This window comes from Streptomyces sp. NPDC048383, assembly GCF_040651775.1.
In the GTDB taxonomy this organism is placed as follows: Bacteria; Actinomycetota; Actinomycetes; order Streptomycetales; family Streptomycetaceae; genus Streptomyces.
The window spans coordinates 55,782-74,769 of sequence record NZ_JBEZKS010000042.1 but is presented as its reverse complement, the minus strand read 5'-3'; the positions used below and the strand labels follow the sequence as shown (position 1 = coordinate 74,769).

Genomic DNA, 18,988 nt, shown 5'->3' with positions numbered 1-18,988 from the left:
GTCAGCCCGGATGGCCAGGACATAGTGGATTCCGCGGTCGGCAAGCCCAGCCCTGAAGTGTGCGTTGGTGCCGTAGGCGGCATCCGCCACCACGACCGGAGGCCTCATGTCCCAGCCGGCCGGCGTGTCGAGCATGTCCAGGGCCAACCGCCACTTCTCACGATGGGTGACCTCGGACGGGACGCGGGCGGACGTCCTGCGATCGTCGTCCGCTTCCCATGATCGCGGCAGGAACAACCTCCACTGCAGCGGGCAGGAGGCGCTATCCGTCACGGCATGGACACTGACCGCGACCTGGCAATTGGCGCGTTTGCCCAGGGCTCCGCAGTACTGCGGAGCCACCCCGACCGACATCCTTCCGTCCTTGGGCAGCGACACGTCGTCGATCACCCACGCCGTCGGAGCGATGAGTGGCAGCATGCGCTCGCAGATCCGGCGCTGCACCGGCACCGGATCCCAGGTCGACTGGTTCACGAACTGCTGCAGGTTCTGCTCGTTGCCGTCCGGCAGCCGAGCGGCCATGGCCTGGATCGACTTGCGCCGGCCGTCCAGCATCAAGCCACGCAGGTAGCAGTCACTCTTGGCCCGCTGGTCCTTGCGCCTCAGAGAGGCGAACACGTCAGCCACATACGACGCCAACTCAGCCCGCACACCGTCCACTTCGCGCGTATCCACGCATCCGACATGCCCACCCACGAACAGCCTCAACCAGAGGACCTAACGGAGTCCTATTAGGACGAGTTCGCGAATCACATCCGGGAGCTGTTCGCGCTGCCAACGGCACTCGAGCTGGCCGGCGCTCTCACCTTGCCGTCCGGGGGCCGTCGCACGCACGGCCTTGATCGCGTAGGCCGCAGCTCCAAGCTCGTGTGCGGCGACATGCGCCACCACTGCCGCCTGGCCGGCAGCAAATGCGGCGTGCCGAGCGGCTCCGCTCAACTCCCTGGCCGCGGCCATGGCATGGCCACCCGCCGCCCGGGACTGGGACATAGTGATCTCACCGCATGTCCATGCCCGAACCTGCTCGATTGCCTCGCGGGGGCGCGGGTCCGACGGCTGCACCCTGCGGATACCTCATACCTCCGGCATACCGCGACGATCACCAACCGTCAGCCCCTACGACAAGACGACTTCAAGGTCAGTAGTCGTTGCTGTCAGATCGGCCGGTGCCGCCGCCGTCAGACTCCTGCTCGGCGCGCGAGCGGGCAGCGTTGATACGGCGGGACGCGAGGAGCAGGCCGCTTCCCGGCTTAGGGTCGGGCGTGGTGCTGTCGGGCATGGATTTCCTCCTGCTGCCGTGAGGCGGGCCGGTTGCCCGCCTGGGTGTGCGCCGGGAAAGCCCAGCGCGGATCCACCCCGGAAAGGGGCGGACGTGGTGACCGCCGGCGCGAGCGGGTCGCGGGGCGGAGTTCGGGTGGCCGGGCCGATGCCTCGAAGGGGGGTGGGGCACCGGCCCGGCAGAGCCGCAGCAGCCAGGTCGGCCAGTGGCTGCTGCGGAGGATCACGGGGCGGACCGCTCGGCCGGTGGGCGGTTTCGCGCGTGGTCGCCCGAGCGGCCAAGGAGGCACTTACGCCATCCTGATGGTCGGTGCCGTGGCCAACGCCTCGCTGCTGTGGCTATGGTGCGGGCCGTCGCTCGAAGTCGGCCGAGCCACCACTCACAACCGCGTGCTCCACGTACGGTTCGACCGACCCGGCCGAACAGGGCGGACACGAGGAGAAGCCCTCGCCTTCGGCTTTGCATCAAGGCCCGCGCGCAGGACCTGAGCGGTCGGACGTCGTACTGGTCCGGGACCACGTCACACAGCTTCGTGCGATCTCTCGGTTTCGTATCAACGCGTCACCTGGACGAATATCACCCCGTGACAGTGCAATCGCCCCCCCATCTTTGGTCATCGCCTTTCAGGACGCATGGGAAGCCGCGCCCGCCGAACTGGGCATGGACCGGAACTCGTAGCAGAGGCAAGGCCGCCATTGGAGCAGTGGGACCTCCACGCACGCCACACCAGTTGCCGGGAGGACGACACCGGCCTGTGTGAACAGGCACCCCCCATGGCAGCCAGTCACCTTCGCGATTGGCGCCTGCCAGCAGCAGGTCGGTCAACCCGCTCAAACCATGATCACGGCTGCTGCACAGCATAAGCCAGGACAGCCGTCCCGTCCCGGCTGACGCTCATCTGATGCCCCGACTGCACCCATTCACACAGCAGCACCTGACGCTGCCTACCGACATGAATGCGGCGCATCGCACCCAGACACCGTCAGGAGCTGTTCTCAATGAAGAACTCGTCTCCGGCGGTGGCCTCCACCCAGCGTCATGCCGACGAGCGAAAGCAGTGATCATCTGAACCCGTATGGTGGTGCGAAAGTCGTCATGGAGGGGTGCGGGATGAACAGCGAGGTGCAGAGAGCCGGTGTAGCCGGCGTCTTCCAGCCGCTTGAAGTGGACGATCCGTCAATGGTGGCCGGCTACCGCATCGTAGCCAGGCTCGGCGCCGGAGGCATGGGCAAGGTCTACCTCTCGCATACCCCCGGTGGCCGGCCGGTCGCCATCAAGGTGATTCGACGAGAGTTCTCCGAAGACCCTGAGTTTCGAATCCGGTTCAAGCGGGAGGTGGCCTCCGCCCAACGGGTGCAAGGCCTCTTCACTGCTCCTGTGATCGACGCCGACGCGGACGGCCCGGTCCCCTGGCTCGCCACCGCGTACGTGCCCGGGCCCACACTTGCGGCAGTCGTCGCCGAACACAGGCCGCTGCCCGCCCGTACAGTCCTGATCCTTGTCGCCGGGATCGCCGAGGCTCTCCAGATCATTCATGGAGCGGGGATCGTGCACCGGGATCTCAAGCCATCCAATGTGCTGCTGGCGTCCGACGGGCCGCGGGTCATCGACTTCGGCATCGCGAGGGCCGCTGACGCCACATCACTCACGGCGAGCGGGGTTGCGATCGGCACCCCGTCGTTCATGGCGCCCGAGCAGGCCTCCGGGGGCCGCATCGGAGCGGCTACCGATGTGTTCGCACTGGGACAGGTGGCCGCGTACGCCGCCATGGGCCTCCCAGCGTACGGAGAGGGCCCCTCGCACGGCGTGCTTTACCGCATTGTGCACGAGGAGCCCGATCTTTCGGCCTTGCCGATGGAGTTGCGTCCTTTGGTAAAGCGTTGCCTTGCCAAGGATCCGGAGAATCGGTCCTCGCTGACGGAAATCCTTGAGCTGTGCGGAGCCGCCGCCGGCCAGACGCAGCTGCGAAGGGAGCAGGACTGGCTGCCGAGAGGCCTGGCGGAAGGCATCACCTCACGTCATGGGCTGGTCCCGGGTCCGATTGCGGTGCAGGCGGCGCCCGTACCGACGGCTGTGGCAGTGGGAGTGGCGCTACCCGCTGCGCCCCCGCAGCAGATGCGACCCATGCCTGTCGGTTTGCCCAACCAGGCTGGGTTGGCCCACCAGCCCGCAGCACTCTTCCATCCGCTAGGCCATGCCTCTCCGGCTCCCGCGGTTCCTGCGCACTACCAAATCCCCCAGCGGCCCGCGGGCACGTACCAAACACCCATGCCCGGGACGTACTTCCCCACCCCGCCTCCACCCCGGCAGCTGCCGCAGCGTAGTCGCACCGCTATCGTGCTGGGCACGGTCTTTGGCTCACTTGCGCTTCTGCTCGGTAGCTGTGTGGCGATCGCGCAGGTGATCAGTAAGGATGACAGCAACCGCCGCAGCACGGTCAGCGGCAGCGCCGTGTCGGAAGGTGGCGGGGATGGCGCGAGCGCCAGGCCGAGCACCGATCCGAAACCCTCCTCATATCTTGGCGTCGAGTTTCCCGCTGGTTACCACATCAAGCTCGGGGACGACCCGCTCATCCCGCGCGATTCGAATCATGATGACCTGCACCTGTCCTGCGGAACCACCTCCGCCGACTGTACTTTCAATTCATACAGCACCAAGCTCGTGCTGCTCGACTCCGCCGAAAAGGGTTCCCTCAAGACCTGCCGCGAGGTGACCCGATTCACCACCCGTATCGAGGTGGAAACACTGTCCAAGGGCACCGAGATCTGTCTGCGGACCAAGTCGGGCACCATTGGCCTCGTTTCGTTCAAGGGCATGTCTGCGCAGGATGACCCCAGCATGCACGCCAAGATCGACGTGACGGTTTGGCGCGGCGCGCTCGCGCCCGGGCAGAACTGAGCGTCAGCCTGGTGCCTCGTAGGTCTCCATTGCCGCTTTAGGTAATGTTCGCCTCGCTTTCGCCAGTTGCGTGCGGATCGCAGGGGGCACGTCATCTCTCGGGGGTGCAACGCCTTCCGCACCCTCGGCTGACCAACACTCCACGAAGAGGTCGCGCCGAAGATGCGCGACCGGATGGCAGCCCTGCCCAGCACCGAGCGGACCGAACTGGAGGAAGCTGCCGCGATCCTCCGACGCGTCCGAGCCGGCGGCGAGCAGAAGCTCCTTCCTCTGACGGTTGCCTCGAAGAAGGGACCGTGAGGTGACGCGCCGAACCCGCGCCCAAGTTCTCGCCGAGTCTCGGCGGCAAACCAGCCTACTCAAACGCCAACGCGTCGTCGACACCGTCCGGCGCATGCTGAACGAGAGCGAGCCGATCGCCTTCACCACCGTCGCGCGTGCTGCTGGAGTCTCAAACTGGTTGGTCTACGCCGAGGGCGTCCGCGAGCACATTCAGGCAGCCATCCAGCGGCAGGAACAGGTCCCCGTCACCGAGACGGCTGAAGGCCGCAGAGCAAGCACCACCAGCCTGCACACCGACCTCGCCATGGCCCGCGAGGAGATCAAAGGGCTCCGAACCGAACACGATCAGCTCCGGACCGCCATGCAACAGCAGCTCGGACACCAGCTTGACCAAATCAGTAACCCAGGACTCACAGAGCGACTCGCCGAGCTCACCGAAGCAAACAGGAAGCTCGAACAGGAGGTGACCAAGCTCCGACCGCTCGTCAGCCATGCTCAAGAACTTGAGCGGGATCTGGCCGCAGCCCGCACCAGCCTTCGTCAGATGATCCGGGAAGGGAGCCCGCGTTAGGCGGCGTATTGAGTCGCGATCATCGCGTGGTTTGGGTGAGGTCCTTGAGCCAGATCATCGAGGCGCGTAGGTGGAGTCCGGCGAGATAGCTGTCCGGGGTTTTGTCGTACCGGGTAGCGATACCTCGCCAGGCTTTCAGCCGGTTGATCAGGCGCTCGACGGTGTTCCGCTCCTTGTAGAGGTCCGCATCGTGGCTGACGGGCCGGCCGCCTTTGGAGCCCCTCTTCTTGCGGTTGGCGGCCTGGTCCTTCTTCTCCGGGATGACCGCCTTGATGCCGCGTTTGCGCAGGTGGGCGCGGTTGCCGCGAGACGAGTAGGCCTTGTCCCCGGCAACCGCGTCCGGCCGGGTGCGGGGGCGGCCGACAGACCCGCGGACCCGTATCCGCCCCAGCACGGGGACGAACTGCGGACTGTCCGCAGCCTGGCCTGCGGTCAGGACGAACGCCAGCGGACGGCACTTGCGGTCGGCGGCAAGATGGACCTTGCTGGTCAACCCACCCCTCGACCGCCCGAGGAGCGCGACCTTCAGCCGGAGTTTGCGTCGGCGCTGGATGCGCCGTCGCTGTTCCCGCTCGGGAGCGACTTCGGCCTCCTGCCCGGTTTGTTCGTCGCGGCCGCCCCCTTTGACCTGCTCTTCTCCTCGGCGGCGGCTTTCTCCAGAGCGGTGACGACGTCTTGGCCCAGGTGCATCCCGGCAGCGTCGTGGTGGGCACGGGCAGTGGTGGAGTCGATGCTGACCAGGGACAGGTCCACCTCGCCCCGTTTCGCCGCTTCCGTGATCAGGCCCTCCAGCAAGGCCTCGAAGACACTGGCGTCACGCCATTGCCGGAAACGGTTGTGGACGGTTGACCAGGCACCGAACTCCTGTGGCATCTCCCGCCACTGCCCGCCCGTCTTGAACCGCCAGATCACGCCCTCGAACTGCTGCCTCAGCCGGTTGGGATACGGTCCGTACTCACCGATCGGCAGGTACGGACCGATGAACTCCCACTCTGCATCCGTCAGTTGCACTCGCGTCACGCAAGAACATCTACCGGACCCTGACCCGCCGCGCAGACGAGTCCCGCAGATTGATCACGACTGAATACGCTGCCAGGAAGACCCTTACCGATCACCGTTCGCTCCAGTCCTCGCCACCGCGGTCCGCGACCGGCTCTTCCACCTCTGCGACAACGTCCCGATTACGCTCAACCACCGCCATGACTGAGCGCTGCCGGAGCCGAGCGGCGATGAGTTCCATCTCGACCAGCGTTCCCATCAGCCCGGTCGTCTTCAACTCGTCTGCCAAGGCCTTTGCCTGCGTGAGCGTCAAGCCATGCATCTCGCGAAGAGCACGCAGGACGGCCACTGGGCCTATCTCGGGCCCGATCAGGCGGAGCCGGGCAGGTCCGTGTTCGGACAGGAGTGCCTGGCGGATCTCCTCCGGCGTCTCGCCGCCGCTGTCCTCTGCGCACCACGCAATGCTGCATGGCTGGCAGGCACCTTCGGTCCCCCAGCACAGGAGTCCGCGGTCGATGAACTGGCCCATGTCGCGTGTCAGCACACCGCCGCATGCATCGCACCGCGTTGCGATCTTCACGCCCTGGGTAATCACCTGGCTCCTCGTCGTCGACCCCGCCCCGAATGGTGCTGCAACAGCTTTCGTTCGTCGACCACCTATCTTCGCCGATCTCGCTCTGCACGATCAGCCGTACTTAGGGCTTGTCTCTCAGACCGAACTGGGCCGATTTCAGATCGCTGTGGGCAGGCCATTTGCCCAGCAGATCTCCAGGGGCCTCGGGTCCGTGCACTGCGCCGAGGTGAGGGGGAAGGCTCCCCGTCTAATGGGGCGGCCGCAGCAATCGCAGAGCAGACTGGTGCGGGCGCCTGCTTCCTCAAGAGTCCGAGCCGCATCGACAGCGGCTTCGAACCAGCCGGTTGCCTCGACCTCTACGGGTGCGTCGGCAAGCAGGAGCTTGCTGTTCCACAGGCTGAGGCCGGTGACCGAACGTATCGCACGGACTGCCTCCATTTTCCGGTCTCCTGCTTCTGTCAGCAGCACACGGAATCCTGGCTCTTCCACACACCCTCCCCGGCCGTCCACGAGCTGTCCGGCAAGTGAACCATCACGGCGACTGCTGAGTTCCGTGGGTGGGTGGGCGAGAGGCCCAACAGGCTATCGCCGGACCCAGATCAGGATGGCGGCGAGGTGGGGGGCGGCTTGGTAAGCCATGGTGATCTTGTCGGTTCGCATGGCCAGACTTCGCCACTGCTTGAGCCGGTTGATGCATCGTTCAACAGCGTTCCACCGCTTGTAGGTCTCGCCGTCGAAACCGGGTGTGTCTCCGGCATGGCCCGCTTCAGGCGTCACCGACCCCCAGCTCTGCACAATCGCGAGCTCAGAGTGTGGCCCTTGCGGTTGACCCGCTGCATTGACGCGCCTGACCGCACGTCCCTCAAAGGTCGATGGCTCATGACCTGCGAATATAGAGACGAGATCTAGATAACCATTCTGACCAGCCTGAACGACAGATTCCCGGCCCATAGCCGCGGTTCACCGCCGGCGAGGCGGCTGTTCTGCGCCGGGCCCCAGCCGAGAGCGCGCAGCAGTCCGAGGCCGTGGCCCTGCTTGCACGATCCGCGCCGCCGCGGCCCACGGTGTTGGTCGAGCGGTCGGAGGCCGAAGTCGGGATGCCGAAGGCTGTCCGTAGGCGAGCTTGGTGGGGAGCTGGTCTGGGAACCGGTGAACCACATCTGCTCCATCGCGCCGCAGTGCGGTCAGCAGCTTGCCGAAACAGCGCGGGCTCAGCCCCTCGAACGGGGCTATCCAGGACGGCTCCGACGCCGTGATCACACTCGCCACATCATGATCATCACTCAGGCCGGCTCCATGCCGCGACAATCCCACAGCTACGCTGCTCGGGGCAGGACGGCCCGGCGCGAACTTCAGCTCCACGCGGCCCGGGCGCCCGGCGGGGAACCGCTGCTGGTGACGCGGTGCGTGGACGGCCGTCCACGCCGTACCGCCCGACGCACCCTGACCAACCCGACCAACCCTGACCGGACGCCGGCGCCCGCCGGGCCGGACCCGCCTCGGACCTCGGGGCAGGCGTACCGGTTCCAGCCGCTGAGGCGGGCCGCCAGGGAGCGTACGGCCTCCCCGGTCGCCGGCCTCAGGATTGCCGCGGCTCGGCCGGTGCACAGGTTCGCGCAGTTCCGCGTGCCGCCCAATGGCAGACGCGACCGGCGGTGGTGTTCACCCGGTGGGCCGCCCTGAGACCGGTGACCGGGGAACTCATGGTCAGCCGTTCCATCTCATCCTCCAGTCGTTCCATTCGCTCCGGCAGGCCGGTGCCCCATTCCGGCAGGGGGACGGTGGTCGCCGCCAACCTGCTCAGTGCGGTCGTCCGAGTCCCGTACCGAGACTGCCTCCAGGACGATGCTCCACGCGGGATCCCCGCGCGGATCCATGCCACCGCGATCCCCCCTGCTTCGCGTCGAGCCGGGAGCGTGGGCCCCTCCGCTCCGCCGTGGTTCGAACGCGACTGCGGGCCTCCGTCGGGCTGGTGCTCGACGGAGGCGCCAGGCCCCTCGCGCGGTTCCCGCCGCCGCGGCCGCGGTCGGGGAAGCCGTCTCCGTAGCCGACGCGCACGCCGATTCGTTGAAGAGCCACCCGGAGTGGCAGCGGATCCAGACCATCCGCGGCGCGCTGACCCACGTCTGGGACGTGATGAAGGAGAAGGCCGGCCCGGCCTGGAGCCGGCTCACGAACGACATCCGCTTCCAGGGCTTCTGGAAGACCGTATCCATCCGGGCCTGCGAGGCGATCTCGCAGCAGGCCACGGCACTCGCGGACCGACTGCGCCCCGGTCTGCCCTCAGCCGAAGCGCTCCTGAAGCTCTCCGACGCCACCCTCACCTACAGCACCACCGCATCCGCCGAGCCCGCCCCGGCACCGGCCCAGCAGGCGCCCGCAGCGGCCCCCGAGTCGAGCATGCAGCGCCTCGTCGGCCGGGACGTCCCGCCCCCGTACGCGACCCGTGAGGACGCGATGCGGGCCGCGCAGGACGTGGCGGCACGCTTCCAGGAATGGATCAAGAGTCCCATGGGGGAAGCCGTCGTCGCATCCAGTCACATCCGGGTGGCCGAGTTCCGGCACGCCTGGATGCAACTCCCGCCGCACGACGGCCCGCCCGGCCCGGCCGTCGGCGCCTACGGGAAGGTCGGCGAGCGGGCCCAGGCACTTCTCAGGGTCGCCGTGAGTTCCGCCCGTCACGCCCCGGGTGACCTCAAGGCCCTCCAAGGCCTGGCCCAAGCGGCCGAGCAGCACTCCGCCCGCCTGTCGACGACCCTGCCGCCGGGAGCAACGAGGCCGACTCCGGCGGCGGCCACGTCCCACCCCGCAGGTCGCGGTGCCCGCTGCCGCGCCCGCCCGTACCTCCCACGCGTCGTTGTAGACGGTCGCGACCCTCACGGGCACCCCGCCCAGGAAGAGCGGGCTGCCCCACGGTCGGCCTACTGGCGAAGTCCGGGCCTGCGGCCGACCACCAGTTCGATCGGGACCTGCGCCCTGGGCAGGATCCGGGTCGCAGGCGTGACGAGTGCCGCCGCCCGTTCCCTGCTGGACCTGCGCGTAGCTCGGAGGGGGCAGGCGCGGATGGTCGCGCGGATCACCGGTGTCCACGATCGGCCTCCCAGGCCTTCGCGGTGCGCGTCCAGGACTTTGAGGACTCCCTCAAGGCCATGGCGGCGGCCTGGCGGGAGTCGCGTACCGCCCCGTCGGCGGTGTCCTGCGCGACGTGGAACAGCGCGCGTCCGGCCGGCAGGCGTCCCATCTGATTCCATCGCGAGATCTGGTGCAGGTTCGAGCCGCTCATCCGCTGCTCCGCACGGTCTTGCATGGCGACGTAGGCGGCGCGCGACAGCCGTTCGCAGCCTCGTGGCTCAGGCAGTCAGGAGGCGTCGCCCTCGGTCGTAGATGTCGCGGGCGTGACCAGTGGTCAGGTGCGGGCGCAGGGAGGCGAGCATGATCCGCACGCGGTGGTCGCAGCGTCCGGACTGCACGTGCGGGTAGTCGTCCAGGACCCGGGCCCAGTCCGCGCCTGCTTCCTCCAGGCGGCCCACCATCAGCTTCCGCTCCGCGATCATCGCGTTGTATCGCACACGGGTGCGGCGGTAGATGGGCTACCTCGACCCGCCCGATAAGGCCCTGGTCCTCTGCGTGGACGAGAGTCACAGATCCAGGCCCTGGACCGATCCCAGCCGGTCCTGCCGATGATGCCCGGCTTCCCCGAGCGCCGAAGCCACGACTGCATCCGCGCCGGCACCACCACCCTCTTCGCGGCTCTCGAAGTCGCGACCGGCAAGGTCATCGGATCGCTCCATCGCCGCCACCGGGCCGCCGAATTCGCGACGTTCCTGGCCAAACTCGACAAGGAGGTACCCGCAGACCTCCAAGTCCACTTGATCCTCGACAACTACGCGACCCACAAGACGCCCGACATCAAGAAGTGGCTGCTGGCCCACCCGCGCTTCCACCTGCACTTCACACCCACCAGTGCCTCATGGCTCAACCTGGTGGAACGGTGGTTCGCCGAGCTCACGCAGAAGAAACTCAAGCGCGGAGTCCACCGCTCCGTACAAGCCCTCGAACGCGACATCCGGACCTGGCTGACCGACTGGAACGACCAACCCCGGCCCTTCGTCTGGACGAAGACCGCCGACGAGATCCTCGACAAAGTCGCCGCCTACTGCCACCGAATCTCTGACTCAGGTCACCAGGCCCTTTCCTTCGGATCATCTGATCGTCGGTGGGTGTGTGTCGTTGACTGACGTGCAGTGGGCTGTACAGGGGCGGTGGTACCGGCGGGCGGAGGTGGTGCGGACCGTGTCGGCGGCCCCCGCCGTCCGGGGTGCGATGTCGATCACACCCGAGACGATCATGCGGGGAGCGGGAGCAGACCGCCCCCGGCCCTGCCGGTGGTGTTCGTGATCAGGAGGCCTGGCTCGCCTCGTGGTCCCTCGCGGCGCCGGGGTCGTGGCCCGTGGCGGCGCGGGCGTACGAGTACAAGGCGGCGATCACCTCGGCGCGGGTGCGGCGGCCGGCCAGGACCTCCATCTGGTAGCCGTCCTCCATGGCCACGAAGTTGGCGGCGATCAGCCGGGGTGGGTCCTGGAGGGTGAAGTGCCCCTGGGCGCGGCCGAGGGTGAGGATCTCCGTGTAGACCGCGATCTGGCGCTCCGTCAGAGAACTGTCGAGGGCGGCCGCCTTGGCGTCGCGCAGGCAGCGCGGCCAGTACTCGAAGAGCAGCCGGGTGAGCGCGTCGTCCGGTCCGGTGGCCACGCCCTTGTCGATACAGGCCCTGAGCTTGAGGCGGGCGTCGTCGAAGCCGTCGGTGGCTGCCTCGCGGTCCTGACTGTAGCGGGTGATGGCCCGCCGGTAGGTCTCGTGGACGAGGGCGTCGAGGTCTCCGTAGTAGAGAACCGCGGCCGGGGTGACGCCGGCCTCGTCGGCGACGTCGCGCAGCCGCAGTCCTTCCAGGCCGCGGGTGAGGAGCGCGCGCTGCACCGCCTCCGCCAGCTCGACCCTGCGCGCTTCCCTGCCGCCTCCGCCATCCTTCCTCGTCCCGCTGGACTTCGCCGCCATGAGGCCCTCTCTCCTCCCAAATCAGTTATACGTCGATTCAGAGAATACTCAGTAAAGCCTTGACGTGCATGGCGCTCGTCTCTTAAATCTGCGTTTAACGAACTCCTCCTCTCCCCAGGAGCACATCATGACGACGCCGCAACCGGACGAGATGGACAAAGGCCTGCGCAGCGGCTCCGTCGGTCTCCTCGCGTCCGTCGCACTCGGCCTGTCCTCCACCGCTCCGGCCTACAGCATCACCGTCACCCTCGGCTACGTCGTACTGGTCGTCGGTGACCTCGCCCCGGCCGCGCTGCTCCTCGGCTTCGTGCCGATCCTGCTCACCGCCTTCGCCTTCCGCGAGCTCAACCGCGAGATGCCCGACTGCGGCACCACCTTCGTCTGGAACACCCGCGCCTTCGGCCCCAGGACCGGCTGGTTCGCCGGCGGCTGGGTGCCGCAGATCGCCACCCTCATCGCCATGGCCGCGCTCGCGCAGGTCAGCTCCGGCTATCTGCTCAGCCTCCTCGGCCTGGAGGAAGCGGCGGACGACGCCGTCGTCGTCGCCGTCGTCGCCGTGCTGATCGTCGCCGTCCTCACCTTCGTCGCCCGCCGGGGCCTGCGCGTCGCCGCCGGCCTCCAGTACGTACTGCTCAGCCTCCAACTGCTCGCCCTCATCGGATTCGGAGTCGCCGCCTTCTCCCGCGACGGCGTCTCGGGCCCATCACTGAGTTGGCTCAACCCCCTCGCCATCGACGGCTTCGGCTCGTTCGCGCAGGCCGTGCTGCTCTGCCTGTTCATCTACTGGGGCTGGGACGCCCTGATCACCACCAACGAGGAGACCCGCGACGGCGACCGCGTCCCCGGCCAGGCTGCCGTGATCTCGACTCTGGTCCTGCTCGGCACCTACCTCTTCACCGCCTTCGCGGCCGTGTCCTTCGCCGGGACCGGGACCGGCGGCGTCGGTCTCGGCAACCCGGACAACGCCACCGACGTCCTCGCGTCCCTCGCCCCGCCGGTCCTAGGCGACGCGTTCGCCAAGGTGATGGAGCTCGCCGTGTGCGTCTCCGCCGCCTCCGCCCTGCTGACCTGCCTGGTCAGCAGCCCGCGCAGCAGCCTTTCCATGGCCGCGCACGGTGCCCTGCCCGCCGCCTTCGCCCGCGTCCACCCTCGGTACCACACCCCCGCCTTCGGCACGGTCTTCTACGGCAGCGCGACGGCGGCCGTACTCCTCACCCTCTCGCTGCTCTCCGGCGCATTCCTCGGCGATGCCATCCTCTGTATCGGGCTCCTCATCGCCTGCTACTACGGCACCACCGCCATCGCCTGTGTCTGGTACTTCCGCAAGCACCTGCGAACGTCCCCACGCTCCCTGTTCCTGCGCGGCGTCCTGCCACTGGCAGGCGGCCTGCTCATGCTCGGCGCGTTCGTCCGCAGCGCATACGACATGTTCGACCCCGCCTACGGCAGCACCTCCTTCCACGGCATCGGTGGCGTCTTCCTGCTCGGCACAGGCTCGCTCGCCACTGGAGCTCTCGCCGTACTCACGGCCCGCGCCGCTTACCCGGCCTTCTTCCGGAACGGGCGCACGACCGTCGTCGCCCGGCTCGTCACCTCCGACGACTGACCCTCGTGCGCCGCCTCGCCCTCACCGCGAGGATCGGCCCCGTCCGCCGCCTCACCGTCATGCCCGAGGCGACCGCCCAACCCGCCCCACCGCCACCACCAAGGACTGAGCCCATGCGCACTCTCGCCATCGCCGCCCTGCAGACCGCCCCCGTCCCGTACGACCTCGAAGCGACCTGGCAGCGGTACGCCGACCAGGTCCGCGCCACCCGGTCCCTCTTCCCGCACGTGCAGCTCGTCGTCGTACCCGAGCTGCTGCTCGCCGCCGAGGGACCGCTGCTCGGCCCCACCCCCGAGGGCTGGATGGAGCGGACCGCCGAGCCGGTACCTGGCCCGACCACCGACCGGGTGTGCGCGCTCGCGCGGGAGACCGGCCTCTGGCTGGTCCCTGGCAGCCTCTTCGAGCGCGGCGAGGACGGCCGGGTCTACAACACCGCCGTCGCCGTCTCACCGGAGGGTGAGGTCGTCGCCCGCTACCGCAAGGTCTTCCCCTGGCAGCCGTACGAGAAGACGGCCCCCGGTAACGAGTTCACCGTCTTCGACCTCCCCGGCGCCGGCCGGATCGGACTCGCGATCTGCTACGACGGCTCCTTCCCCGAGACCATCCGCCAACTCGCCTGGCTCGGCGCCGAAATCATCATTCAGCCCACCCTCACCACTACCCGCGACCGGGAGATGGAGCTGGTCTGCGCCCGGGCCAACGCGTGGACCAACCAGGTGTACGTCGTCAACGTCAACGCCTCCGACCCGGCCGCCGTCGGCGCCAGCGCGATCGTCGACCCCGAGGGGATCGTCCGCCAGCAGGCAGGCACCGGCGAGGAGATCCTCGTCGACGTCCTGGACCTGGACACCGTCACTCGGGTACGTGAGCACGGCTCGGCCGGCCTCAACCGCCCATGGGCCCAACTCGCACGCTACGGCGAGCGGATCCACCTCCCCATGTACGGCGGCGCCTTCCGTACGCCGGAGTGGGCGGAGAAGCGGATTTCGGGCTAATGGCCTGGAACGCTTCATGCGGCGCGTCGACATCGAGATCCGGCGGGAGGGCGACGAGTGAACCCCACCTCCCGACCCACCTCGCACCGCCAGCTGCCCGACTGGCTCCCCGAGGGCGCCCGAGTCTTCGACCCCGGCCGGGGCCGGGAAGCGATCGTCCAGTTCATCGGTGACTACGAGGACCCCGCCACCCGCCGCTGCATGCCCACCGCGGTCTACCTGCGACCCGAGGGGGGCGGGCGTGAATGGATCGTTGCCCCCGACGTTCTCGGGCCCGTAGGCCGGGGGTGAGCTGAACGCAGCAACGTCGGTCCCGCCGGAGTATGGACGTCTCGGGCCGTGGAGTGCTCAACGGTCCGACGCCAGACCGTCACCCGGTTCGCGCCGGGTGCAGGGCGGCCGTTGGTCCGGGCGTAGGCGCTCTACCGGCGAAGTCCCGGTCGGCGGCCGACCACCAGCTCCGTCGGGACATGTGCCCTGGGCAGGACCCGGGGCGCAGGCGTGACGAGTGCAGCCGTCACCCACTTCTGCTCCTGGGCGATGGCCTGGTGCGCGGCCGCGTCGAGGGTGGCCCGTGGAACGGGCGTGCCGGCGTTCCGGGCGGCCGTCAGCAGGGCGGCCGCGCTCTTCTGTTCCGCGCCCATCACCGCGGCGTACGCCCCCACGAGCGTTTCTACCTGACGTGGGTGCACGGGGTAGAAGCGCCGGGTCCTGTCGAGGTCGCGCGGACGGAAATCGGCGGCGGAGGTCACCAGCCCGGCCTCGGCCCGCCGCAGCACCCATGGGGCGGCGGCGGCCATCTGCCAGCCGGTGGCCGAGAGACGGTAGGCCGCAGCTGCCAGCCCGCCCGCTCCGCCGGCGTCCGCGAGGATGTCGGCCGCAGGTCGGGCCTGTCCTGGGGGCTGCTTCGGAGTCCACTGCGGGCCGAACAGCATCTGGCCCAGCCGCACCGTGCTGGTTCGGGAGATGACCACGGCGGGGTGCGGGTCGGGTGAGGGCATCCGCACGGCCGTCCCCTGCTGGACCTGTGCGTAGTTCGAGGGCGGAAGGTGTGGGTGCTCGCGAGGATCGCCTGTGTCCACGATCGGCCGCCAGCCCTGCGCGGAACTGGTCCAGGACTTCGAGGACTCCCTCATTGTCATGGCGGCGGCCGTGAGGGAGTTGCGCGCCGTTTCGTCGGCGACGTCCTGCGCCACGTGCAGCAGGGCGCGTCCGGCCAGCAGGCGCCCCATCTGGTTCCAACGCGAGATCTGGTGCAGGTCCGACCCGCTCATCCGCTGCTCCGCACGATCGTGCAGGGCGACGTAGGCGGCGCGGGACAGTCGCTCGCAGTCCTCGGCGAGACGGGCGGTGATCATGTTGCTCGGATCCGCCGCAGAAGCCTGAACCGGTACCACGGGCAGGGCGGCGGAGAACGACTCCAGGGCGGGGTCGACCTCATGCGTCGCACGCCGCGCGTACACGGCCGCGTGATCGAGGGACTCCCTGGCCCGCTCGAAGGCCTCGACGGCGCCGGGATGTTCGGATCCATGGGTGAGACGCAGTACGACCTGGCTCGACGCCCAGGCGACCTCCGAGTACCGCCGGGCCAGGTAGTCGACCGCCCGATGGTTGCGCAGCAGGTAGGCGTACGGGGTGAGCGGGGCGCGGTCGACACCGAGGTGACTGTTGATGGTGTCGCGCACCGCGCCCAACGCCTGCGCCACCGACGTGATCTGTTCGGCCGCCGGTGCGCCCGTGGCCGGCCCGCCCGGCTCTTCGTGCGGGGCCAGGTAGCGGCGGGCGGTGTCCAGTGCGTCCCGCGCATGCCCCAAGCGGTCGCGAAGGCCTCGTTCGGCCGGGGTCAGATCCCGTTCCTCCGAGGTCGGGGTCGGGGTGTAGGCGCGCGGACCCAGGCCCTTCTGGACCTGTAACAGCACACCGTCGACTTCGCCGACCAGGACGGCCCGGGCGTCGGCGGGGATGGCGAGCGGGGTTCGCGCGACCTCCTGGAGTCTCGCGACGCTCACGTCGAAGAGCTCCCCCAACGTCGTCACCTCAGGCCTCCCGGATCCGGGCCGTGGCGGTGGCCGCGCCGGCCGACAGGCCCGCGGCCCGGCGCAGGGATGCCGGATCCGCGTCGGGAGGACAGCCCGCCGACAGGTGCGTGAGCGTTTCACTGACGCGTTCCAGGAGGCGTGCGTACGGGGCAAGGCCGGTGGGTTTGGGCGCCGCCGGCGAGAGGGTGGCCGTCTCGCCGGACGTCGGCAGGGGAAGGAGGTCGCGGGCCTCCATGCACTTCTGCGCGGCGATCATCGCCTGCAGTTCATCGCACCCCTCGTCGAAGGCGATGCGGTCGCAGAGCTCGGCCACCAGGTCCAGGGCATCCCAGACCGCAGCCAGAGCTACGGACACCTCCCCGGAGTCCAGCCGTGAATCGAGCTCCACCAGTACGGACGCGGACATTGACATCCCCTTCCACGGATATGAACGCTTTGATCGTCGCACCCCCGCGACGGCCGGCCGGTGGGCCTGTGGACAAGTTGGACCCTGTGGATAACCCGGTCGTTGTCGAAGCCCGGCGCGGAGTCGTTCCCCCCACCGACCAACGAGCACCGCGCCGAGGACGGCAGCGGCGTCGCATTCAGGCCACGCCACGCCCGAATGCCGGCCGGCCAAGAGCACTCGCTGACCGCGTCCGAACCGTCCTGTCCAAAACTGTGCGGCGGCCTCACCGCCCGGTCAGGAACGCCGGCAGGGCGGCATCGGTCTCGCTCGGGTGGGTTTCTTAGGCGATCCGCACCCCGTTCACCCTCACCGACTCCACGCCCTGCCTCCTCCGCAACTGCCTGCCGTTCAGGGCAGGGTGCCCGCCCCCACCCCCACAGTCCATGGTTTCGTGAATCCAGGAATCGCTGTACTGTCGAGGTGTGCTGACAGTCGCCCCTGACATCGAGGTGCTGGCCCGCTTCGGCCGCGCCCTCGCCGATCCGATCCGCTGCCGGATCCTGCTCGCCCTGCGCGAGGCACCGGCCTACCCCTCCGATCTCGCGACAAGCATCGGCGTCTCCCGGACGCGGCTTTCCAACCACCTCACCTGCCTGCGGGACTGCGGCCTGGTCGTCGCGGTGCCCGACGGCCGGCGCACCCGTTACGAACTGGCCGACGCCCGCCTCGGCCACGCGCTGGACGACCTGCGCCAGGCCGTCGTGGCGGTCGAGCACGACAAGACCTGCCCGGACGCGGACACGAAGGGTTGTTGCTGATGGCCTCCATATCCCTGGGGTCGTCGCCGGCACGCCGCGAGGCCCTCACCCGCCGGATACGGTTCCTGGTCGCCGCGACGATCACCTACAACGTCGTCGAGGCGATCGTCGCGATCACCGCCGGGACGATCGCCTCCTCCACCGCGCTGATCGGCTTCGGCCTCGACTCGATCATCGAGGTCTCCTCCGCCGCCGCGGTCGCCTGGCAGTTCTCCGCCCGCGACCCCGCCCTGCGCGAGGAACGGGAGGGGACCACCCTGCGGATCATCGCGGTGTCCTTCTTCGTCCTCGCCGCCTACGTCGCCTTCGACGCCGTCCGCGCCCTGGCCGGCGCGGGCGAAGCGCGGCCCTCGCTCCCCGGCATCGCCCTGGCCGTCCTGTCGCTGGCGGTCATGCCGTTCCTGTCCGCGGCCCAGCGCCGCGCCGGGCGTGAACTCGGCTCCGCTTCCGCGGTCGCGGACTCCAAGCAGACCCTGCTGTGCACCTACCTCTCCGCCGTCCTCCTGGTGGGCCTGATCCTCAACGCCACCCTCGGCTGGTCCTGGGCAGATTCCCTCGCTGCTCTCGTCATCGCCGCCATTGCCATCAAGGAAGGCCGCGACGCCTGGCAGGGCAAGGGCTGTTGCGCCCCTTCCCCTGGCTCCTCGGGTTCCGGCTCGGTCCCGGCCGGAGGCGACGCGTGCGGCTGCCGGCCGGGCTGTGCCTGCTGCGTCCCGAACGCGGAAGGCGACAAGTGAACGGCTGGGCCTGGGCGGCGTTCGCCCTCTACCTCGCCTGGGCGGGAACGGCCTTCGGGATCCGGGCGGTCCTCCAGCGGCGTCGTACCGGCGACGCGGGCTACCGCGGGATCTCCGGCCGCCCGGGCACGGCCCCGTGGTGGGCCGGGATTCTCTTCGCCGCCTCCCTGCTCGGAGGCGCGGCGGCCCCGGTTGCGGCCCTGACCGGGCTGCCCGCCCTCGTCGGCATCGAAGAGCCGGCTGTGCACTGGACGGGGTTGCTGATCACCTTGGCCGGGATGGCACTGACTCTGGCCTCCCAGACGAACATGGGCGCCTCCTGGCGGGTCGGAGTGGACGCGGGCGAGCGCACCGCGCTGGTCACCGGCGGCCTTTTCGCCCACGTCCGTAACCCGGTCTTCACCGCCATGGTCTTCACCGCCGCGGGCCTGGCGCTGATGGTGCCGAACTGGATCGCCGTCCTCGCGCTGGCCGCCCTGGTGGCCGCGGTTCAGTTGCAGGTCCGCGTTGTCGAGGAGCCCTACCTGTCGACCGTCCACGCGGAGGCCTATGACGCCTACACGGTCCGGACCGGCCGGTTCCTCCCCGGCATCGGCACACGAACGGTCTGACCCGGCAGCGAGTGGAGTTTGGACGGGGCAGCCACCAAGGCCACCCGCTGCCGCTCACTGCGGGTCGGCCACGTCCCGGTCGTGCAGAGGCTCACGCCACCGGGCAGGTCTCCCTCGAGCCTCGAACACGAATCGTGGT

19 protein-coding genes and 4 pseudogenes are annotated in these 18,988 nt (G+C 69.0%); 10 read left to right on the top strand and 13 right to left on the bottom strand.

Going from position 1 to position 18,988, the window contains the following annotated elements; all coding sequences use genetic code 11:
* The 3 genes from AB0D46_RS26190 to AB0D46_RS26180 all read right to left on the bottom strand — a co-directional run.
* The coding region (locus AB0D46_RS26190; protein ID WP_362880865.1) for an IS701 family transposase at positions 1–675 on the bottom strand (675 nt) is incomplete at its 3' end.
* Between the two features lie 42 nt (positions 676–717).
* Positions 718–1,062, bottom strand: coding sequence for a putative immunity protein (locus AB0D46_RS26185; RefSeq protein ID WP_362880856.1), 345 nt, complete (start codon positions 1,060–1,062; stop codon positions 718–720).
* A gap of 76 nt (positions 1,063–1,138) precedes the next feature.
* Complete coding sequence (locus AB0D46_RS26180; protein ID WP_362880854.1) at positions 1,139–1,279, bottom strand: hypothetical protein; 141 nt, start codon at positions 1,277–1,279, stop codon at positions 1,139–1,141.
* Between the two features lie 1,110 nt (positions 1,280–2,389).
* Here AB0D46_RS26180 and AB0D46_RS26175 point away from each other — a divergent pair.
* From AB0D46_RS26175 to AB0D46_RS26165, 3 genes are all read left to right on the top strand, one after another.
* Positions 2,390–4,177 (top strand): serine/threonine-protein kinase, encoded by a 1,788-nt coding sequence (locus AB0D46_RS26175; protein WP_362880852.1) that lies wholly within the window; start codon positions 2,390–2,392, stop codon positions 4,175–4,177.
* Positions 4,178–4,351: 174 nt separating this feature from the next.
* The gene (locus tag AB0D46_RS26170) at positions 4,352–4,477 is read left to right on the top strand and encodes a hypothetical protein (RefSeq protein ID WP_362880851.1); all 126 of its coding nucleotides are present in this window, start codon (positions 4,352–4,354) and stop codon (positions 4,475–4,477) included.
* Position 4,478: 1 nt separating this feature from the next.
* Complete coding sequence (locus tag AB0D46_RS26165) at positions 4,479–5,030, top strand: DUF6262 family protein (protein ID WP_362880849.1); 552 nt, start codon at positions 4,479–4,481, stop codon at positions 5,028–5,030.
* A gap of 19 nt (positions 5,031–5,049) precedes the next feature.
* Here the strand turns inward: AB0D46_RS26165 and AB0D46_RS26160 are convergent.
* The 7 genes and pseudogenes from AB0D46_RS26160 to AB0D46_RS26130 all read right to left on the bottom strand — a co-directional run bounded on the left by AB0D46_RS26160 (position 5,050) and on the right by AB0D46_RS26130 (position 10,157).
* Positions 5,050–6,050 (bottom strand): annotated as a pseudogene (locus tag AB0D46_RS26160) (IS5 family transposase).
* Between the two features lie 91 nt (positions 6,051–6,141).
* Positions 6,142–6,609, bottom strand: coding sequence for a hypothetical protein (locus AB0D46_RS26155; protein ID WP_362880848.1), 468 nt, complete (start codon positions 6,607–6,609; stop codon positions 6,142–6,144).
* A gap of 150 nt (positions 6,610–6,759) precedes the next feature.
* Complete coding sequence (locus AB0D46_RS26150) at positions 6,760–7,071, bottom strand: ribosomal protein L7/L12 (RefSeq protein WP_362880846.1); 312 nt, start codon at positions 7,069–7,071, stop codon at positions 6,760–6,762.
* A gap of 114 nt (positions 7,072–7,185) precedes the next feature.
* Positions 7,186–7,347 (bottom strand): annotated as a pseudogene (locus tag AB0D46_RS26145) (IS5/IS1182 family transposase); the annotation flags it as partial.
* 402 nt (positions 7,348–7,749) lie between these two features.
* Positions 7,750–7,872: pseudogene (locus AB0D46_RS26140) on the bottom strand (IS5/IS1182 family transposase); the annotation flags it as partial.
* 1,807 nt (positions 7,873–9,679) lie between these two features.
* A complete protein-coding gene (locus AB0D46_RS26135) occupies positions 9,680–9,886 on the bottom strand; it encodes a hypothetical protein (protein WP_362880844.1) in 207 nt (68 codons plus the stop codon).
* 67 nt (positions 9,887–9,953) lie between these two features.
* Entirely contained in the window at positions 9,954–10,157 is a 204-nt protein-coding gene (locus AB0D46_RS26130; protein ID WP_362880843.1) for a hypothetical protein, read from the bottom strand.
* A 4-nt stretch (positions 10,158–10,161) separates the two neighbouring features.
* On the opposite strand from AB0D46_RS26130, the pseudogene AB0D46_RS26125 reads away from it, so the two are divergent.
* Positions 10,162–10,841, top strand: a pseudogene (locus tag AB0D46_RS26125) (IS630 family transposase); the annotation flags it as partial.
* 160 nt (positions 10,842–11,001) lie between these two features.
* On the opposite strand, the gene AB0D46_RS26120 reads toward AB0D46_RS26125, so the two are convergent.
* Positions 11,002–11,655 (bottom strand): TetR/AcrR family transcriptional regulator, encoded by a 654-nt coding sequence (locus AB0D46_RS26120; RefSeq protein ID WP_362880841.1) that lies wholly within the window; start codon positions 11,653–11,655, stop codon positions 11,002–11,004.
* Between the two features lie 127 nt (positions 11,656–11,782).
* Between AB0D46_RS26120 and AB0D46_RS26115 the strand changes: the two genes are divergently transcribed.
* The 3 genes from AB0D46_RS26115 (at position 11,783) to AB0D46_RS26105 (ending at position 14,547) form a co-directional block, all read left to right on the top strand.
* Positions 11,783–13,261, top strand: a complete 1,479-nt coding sequence (locus AB0D46_RS26115; RefSeq protein WP_362880839.1) for an APC family permease — start codon at positions 11,783–11,785, stop codon at positions 13,259–13,261.
* A gap of 113 nt (positions 13,262–13,374) precedes the next feature.
* Complete coding sequence (locus tag AB0D46_RS26110; protein WP_362880837.1) at positions 13,375–14,256, top strand: carbon-nitrogen hydrolase family protein; 882 nt, start codon at positions 13,375–13,377, stop codon at positions 14,254–14,256.
* Between the two features lie 57 nt (positions 14,257–14,313).
* Positions 14,314–14,547, top strand: a complete 234-nt coding sequence (locus AB0D46_RS26105; protein ID WP_362880836.1) for a hypothetical protein — start codon at positions 14,314–14,316, stop codon at positions 14,545–14,547.
* Positions 14,548–14,678: 131 nt separating this feature from the next.
* On the opposite strand, the gene AB0D46_RS26100 is transcribed toward AB0D46_RS26105, so the two are convergent.
* Together AB0D46_RS26100 and AB0D46_RS26095 are read right to left on the bottom strand one after the other, a co-directional pair.
* The gene (locus AB0D46_RS26100) at positions 14,679–16,265 is read right to left on the bottom strand and encodes a hypothetical protein (protein ID WP_362880834.1); all 1,587 of its coding nucleotides are present in this window, start codon (positions 16,263–16,265) and stop codon (positions 14,679–14,681) included.
* Positions 16,266–16,293: 28 nt separating this feature from the next.
* Positions 16,294–16,701, bottom strand: a complete 408-nt coding sequence (locus AB0D46_RS26095; protein ID WP_362880832.1) for a hypothetical protein — start codon at positions 16,699–16,701, stop codon at positions 16,294–16,296.
* Positions 16,702–17,165: 464 nt separating this feature from the next.
* Here AB0D46_RS26095 and AB0D46_RS26090 point away from each other — a divergent pair, with 464 nt between their 5' ends.
* From AB0D46_RS26090 to AB0D46_RS26080, 3 genes are read left to right on the top strand one after another with little or no spacing between them, the layout of a single operon-like run.
* Positions 17,166–17,501, top strand: a complete 336-nt coding sequence (locus AB0D46_RS26090; RefSeq protein ID WP_319197162.1) for a metalloregulator ArsR/SmtB family transcription factor — start codon at positions 17,166–17,168, stop codon at positions 17,499–17,501.
* Positions 17,501–18,238, top strand: coding sequence for a cation transporter (locus tag AB0D46_RS26085; protein ID WP_362880830.1), 738 nt, complete (start codon positions 17,501–17,503; stop codon positions 18,236–18,238). Before AB0D46_RS26090 ends, AB0D46_RS26085 begins: the two co-directional genes overlap by 1 nt.
* On the top strand, positions 18,235–18,849 hold the full coding sequence (locus AB0D46_RS26080) for an isoprenylcysteine carboxylmethyltransferase family protein (protein ID WP_362880828.1): 615 nt from the start codon (positions 18,235–18,237) through the stop codon (positions 18,847–18,849). The genes AB0D46_RS26085 and AB0D46_RS26080 overlap by 4 nt, the downstream gene beginning before the upstream one ends.
* Positions 18,850–18,988: the final 139 nt, after the last annotated feature.

Coding starts and splice junctions, on each gene's coding strand:
- AB0D46_RS26180 (WP_362880854.1), bottom strand. CDS start 1,279: ATGCCCGACAGCACCACGCCCGACCCTAAGCCGGGAAGCGGCCTGCTC.
- AB0D46_RS26175 (WP_362880852.1), top strand. CDS start 2,390: ATGAACAGCGAGGTGCAGAGAGCCGGTGTAGCCGGCGTCTTCCAGCCG.
- AB0D46_RS26170 (WP_362880851.1), top strand. CDS start 4,352: ATGGCAGCCCTGCCCAGCACCGAGCGGACCGAACTGGAGGAAGCTGCC.
- AB0D46_RS26135 (WP_362880844.1), bottom strand. CDS start 9,886: ATGAGCGGCTCGAACCTGCACCAGATCTCGCGATGGAATCAGATGGGA.
- AB0D46_RS26130 (WP_362880843.1), bottom strand. CDS start 10,157: ATGATCGCGGAGCGGAAGCTGATGGTGGGCCGCCTGGAGGAAGCAGGC.
- AB0D46_RS26120 (WP_362880841.1), bottom strand. CDS start 11,655: ATGGCGGCGAAGTCCAGCGGGACGAGGAAGGATGGCGGAGGCGGCAGG.
- AB0D46_RS26115 (WP_362880839.1), top strand. CDS start 11,783: ATGACGACGCCGCAACCGGACGAGATGGACAAAGGCCTGCGCAGCGGC.
- AB0D46_RS26110 (WP_362880837.1), top strand. CDS start 13,375: ATGCGCACTCTCGCCATCGCCGCCCTGCAGACCGCCCCCGTCCCGTAC.
- AB0D46_RS26095 (WP_362880832.1), bottom strand. CDS start 16,701: ATGTCCGCGTCCGTACTGGTGGAGCTCGATTCACGGCTGGACTCCGGG.
- AB0D46_RS26085 (WP_362880830.1), top strand. CDS start 17,501: ATGGCCTCCATATCCCTGGGGTCGTCGCCGGCACGCCGCGAGGCCCTC.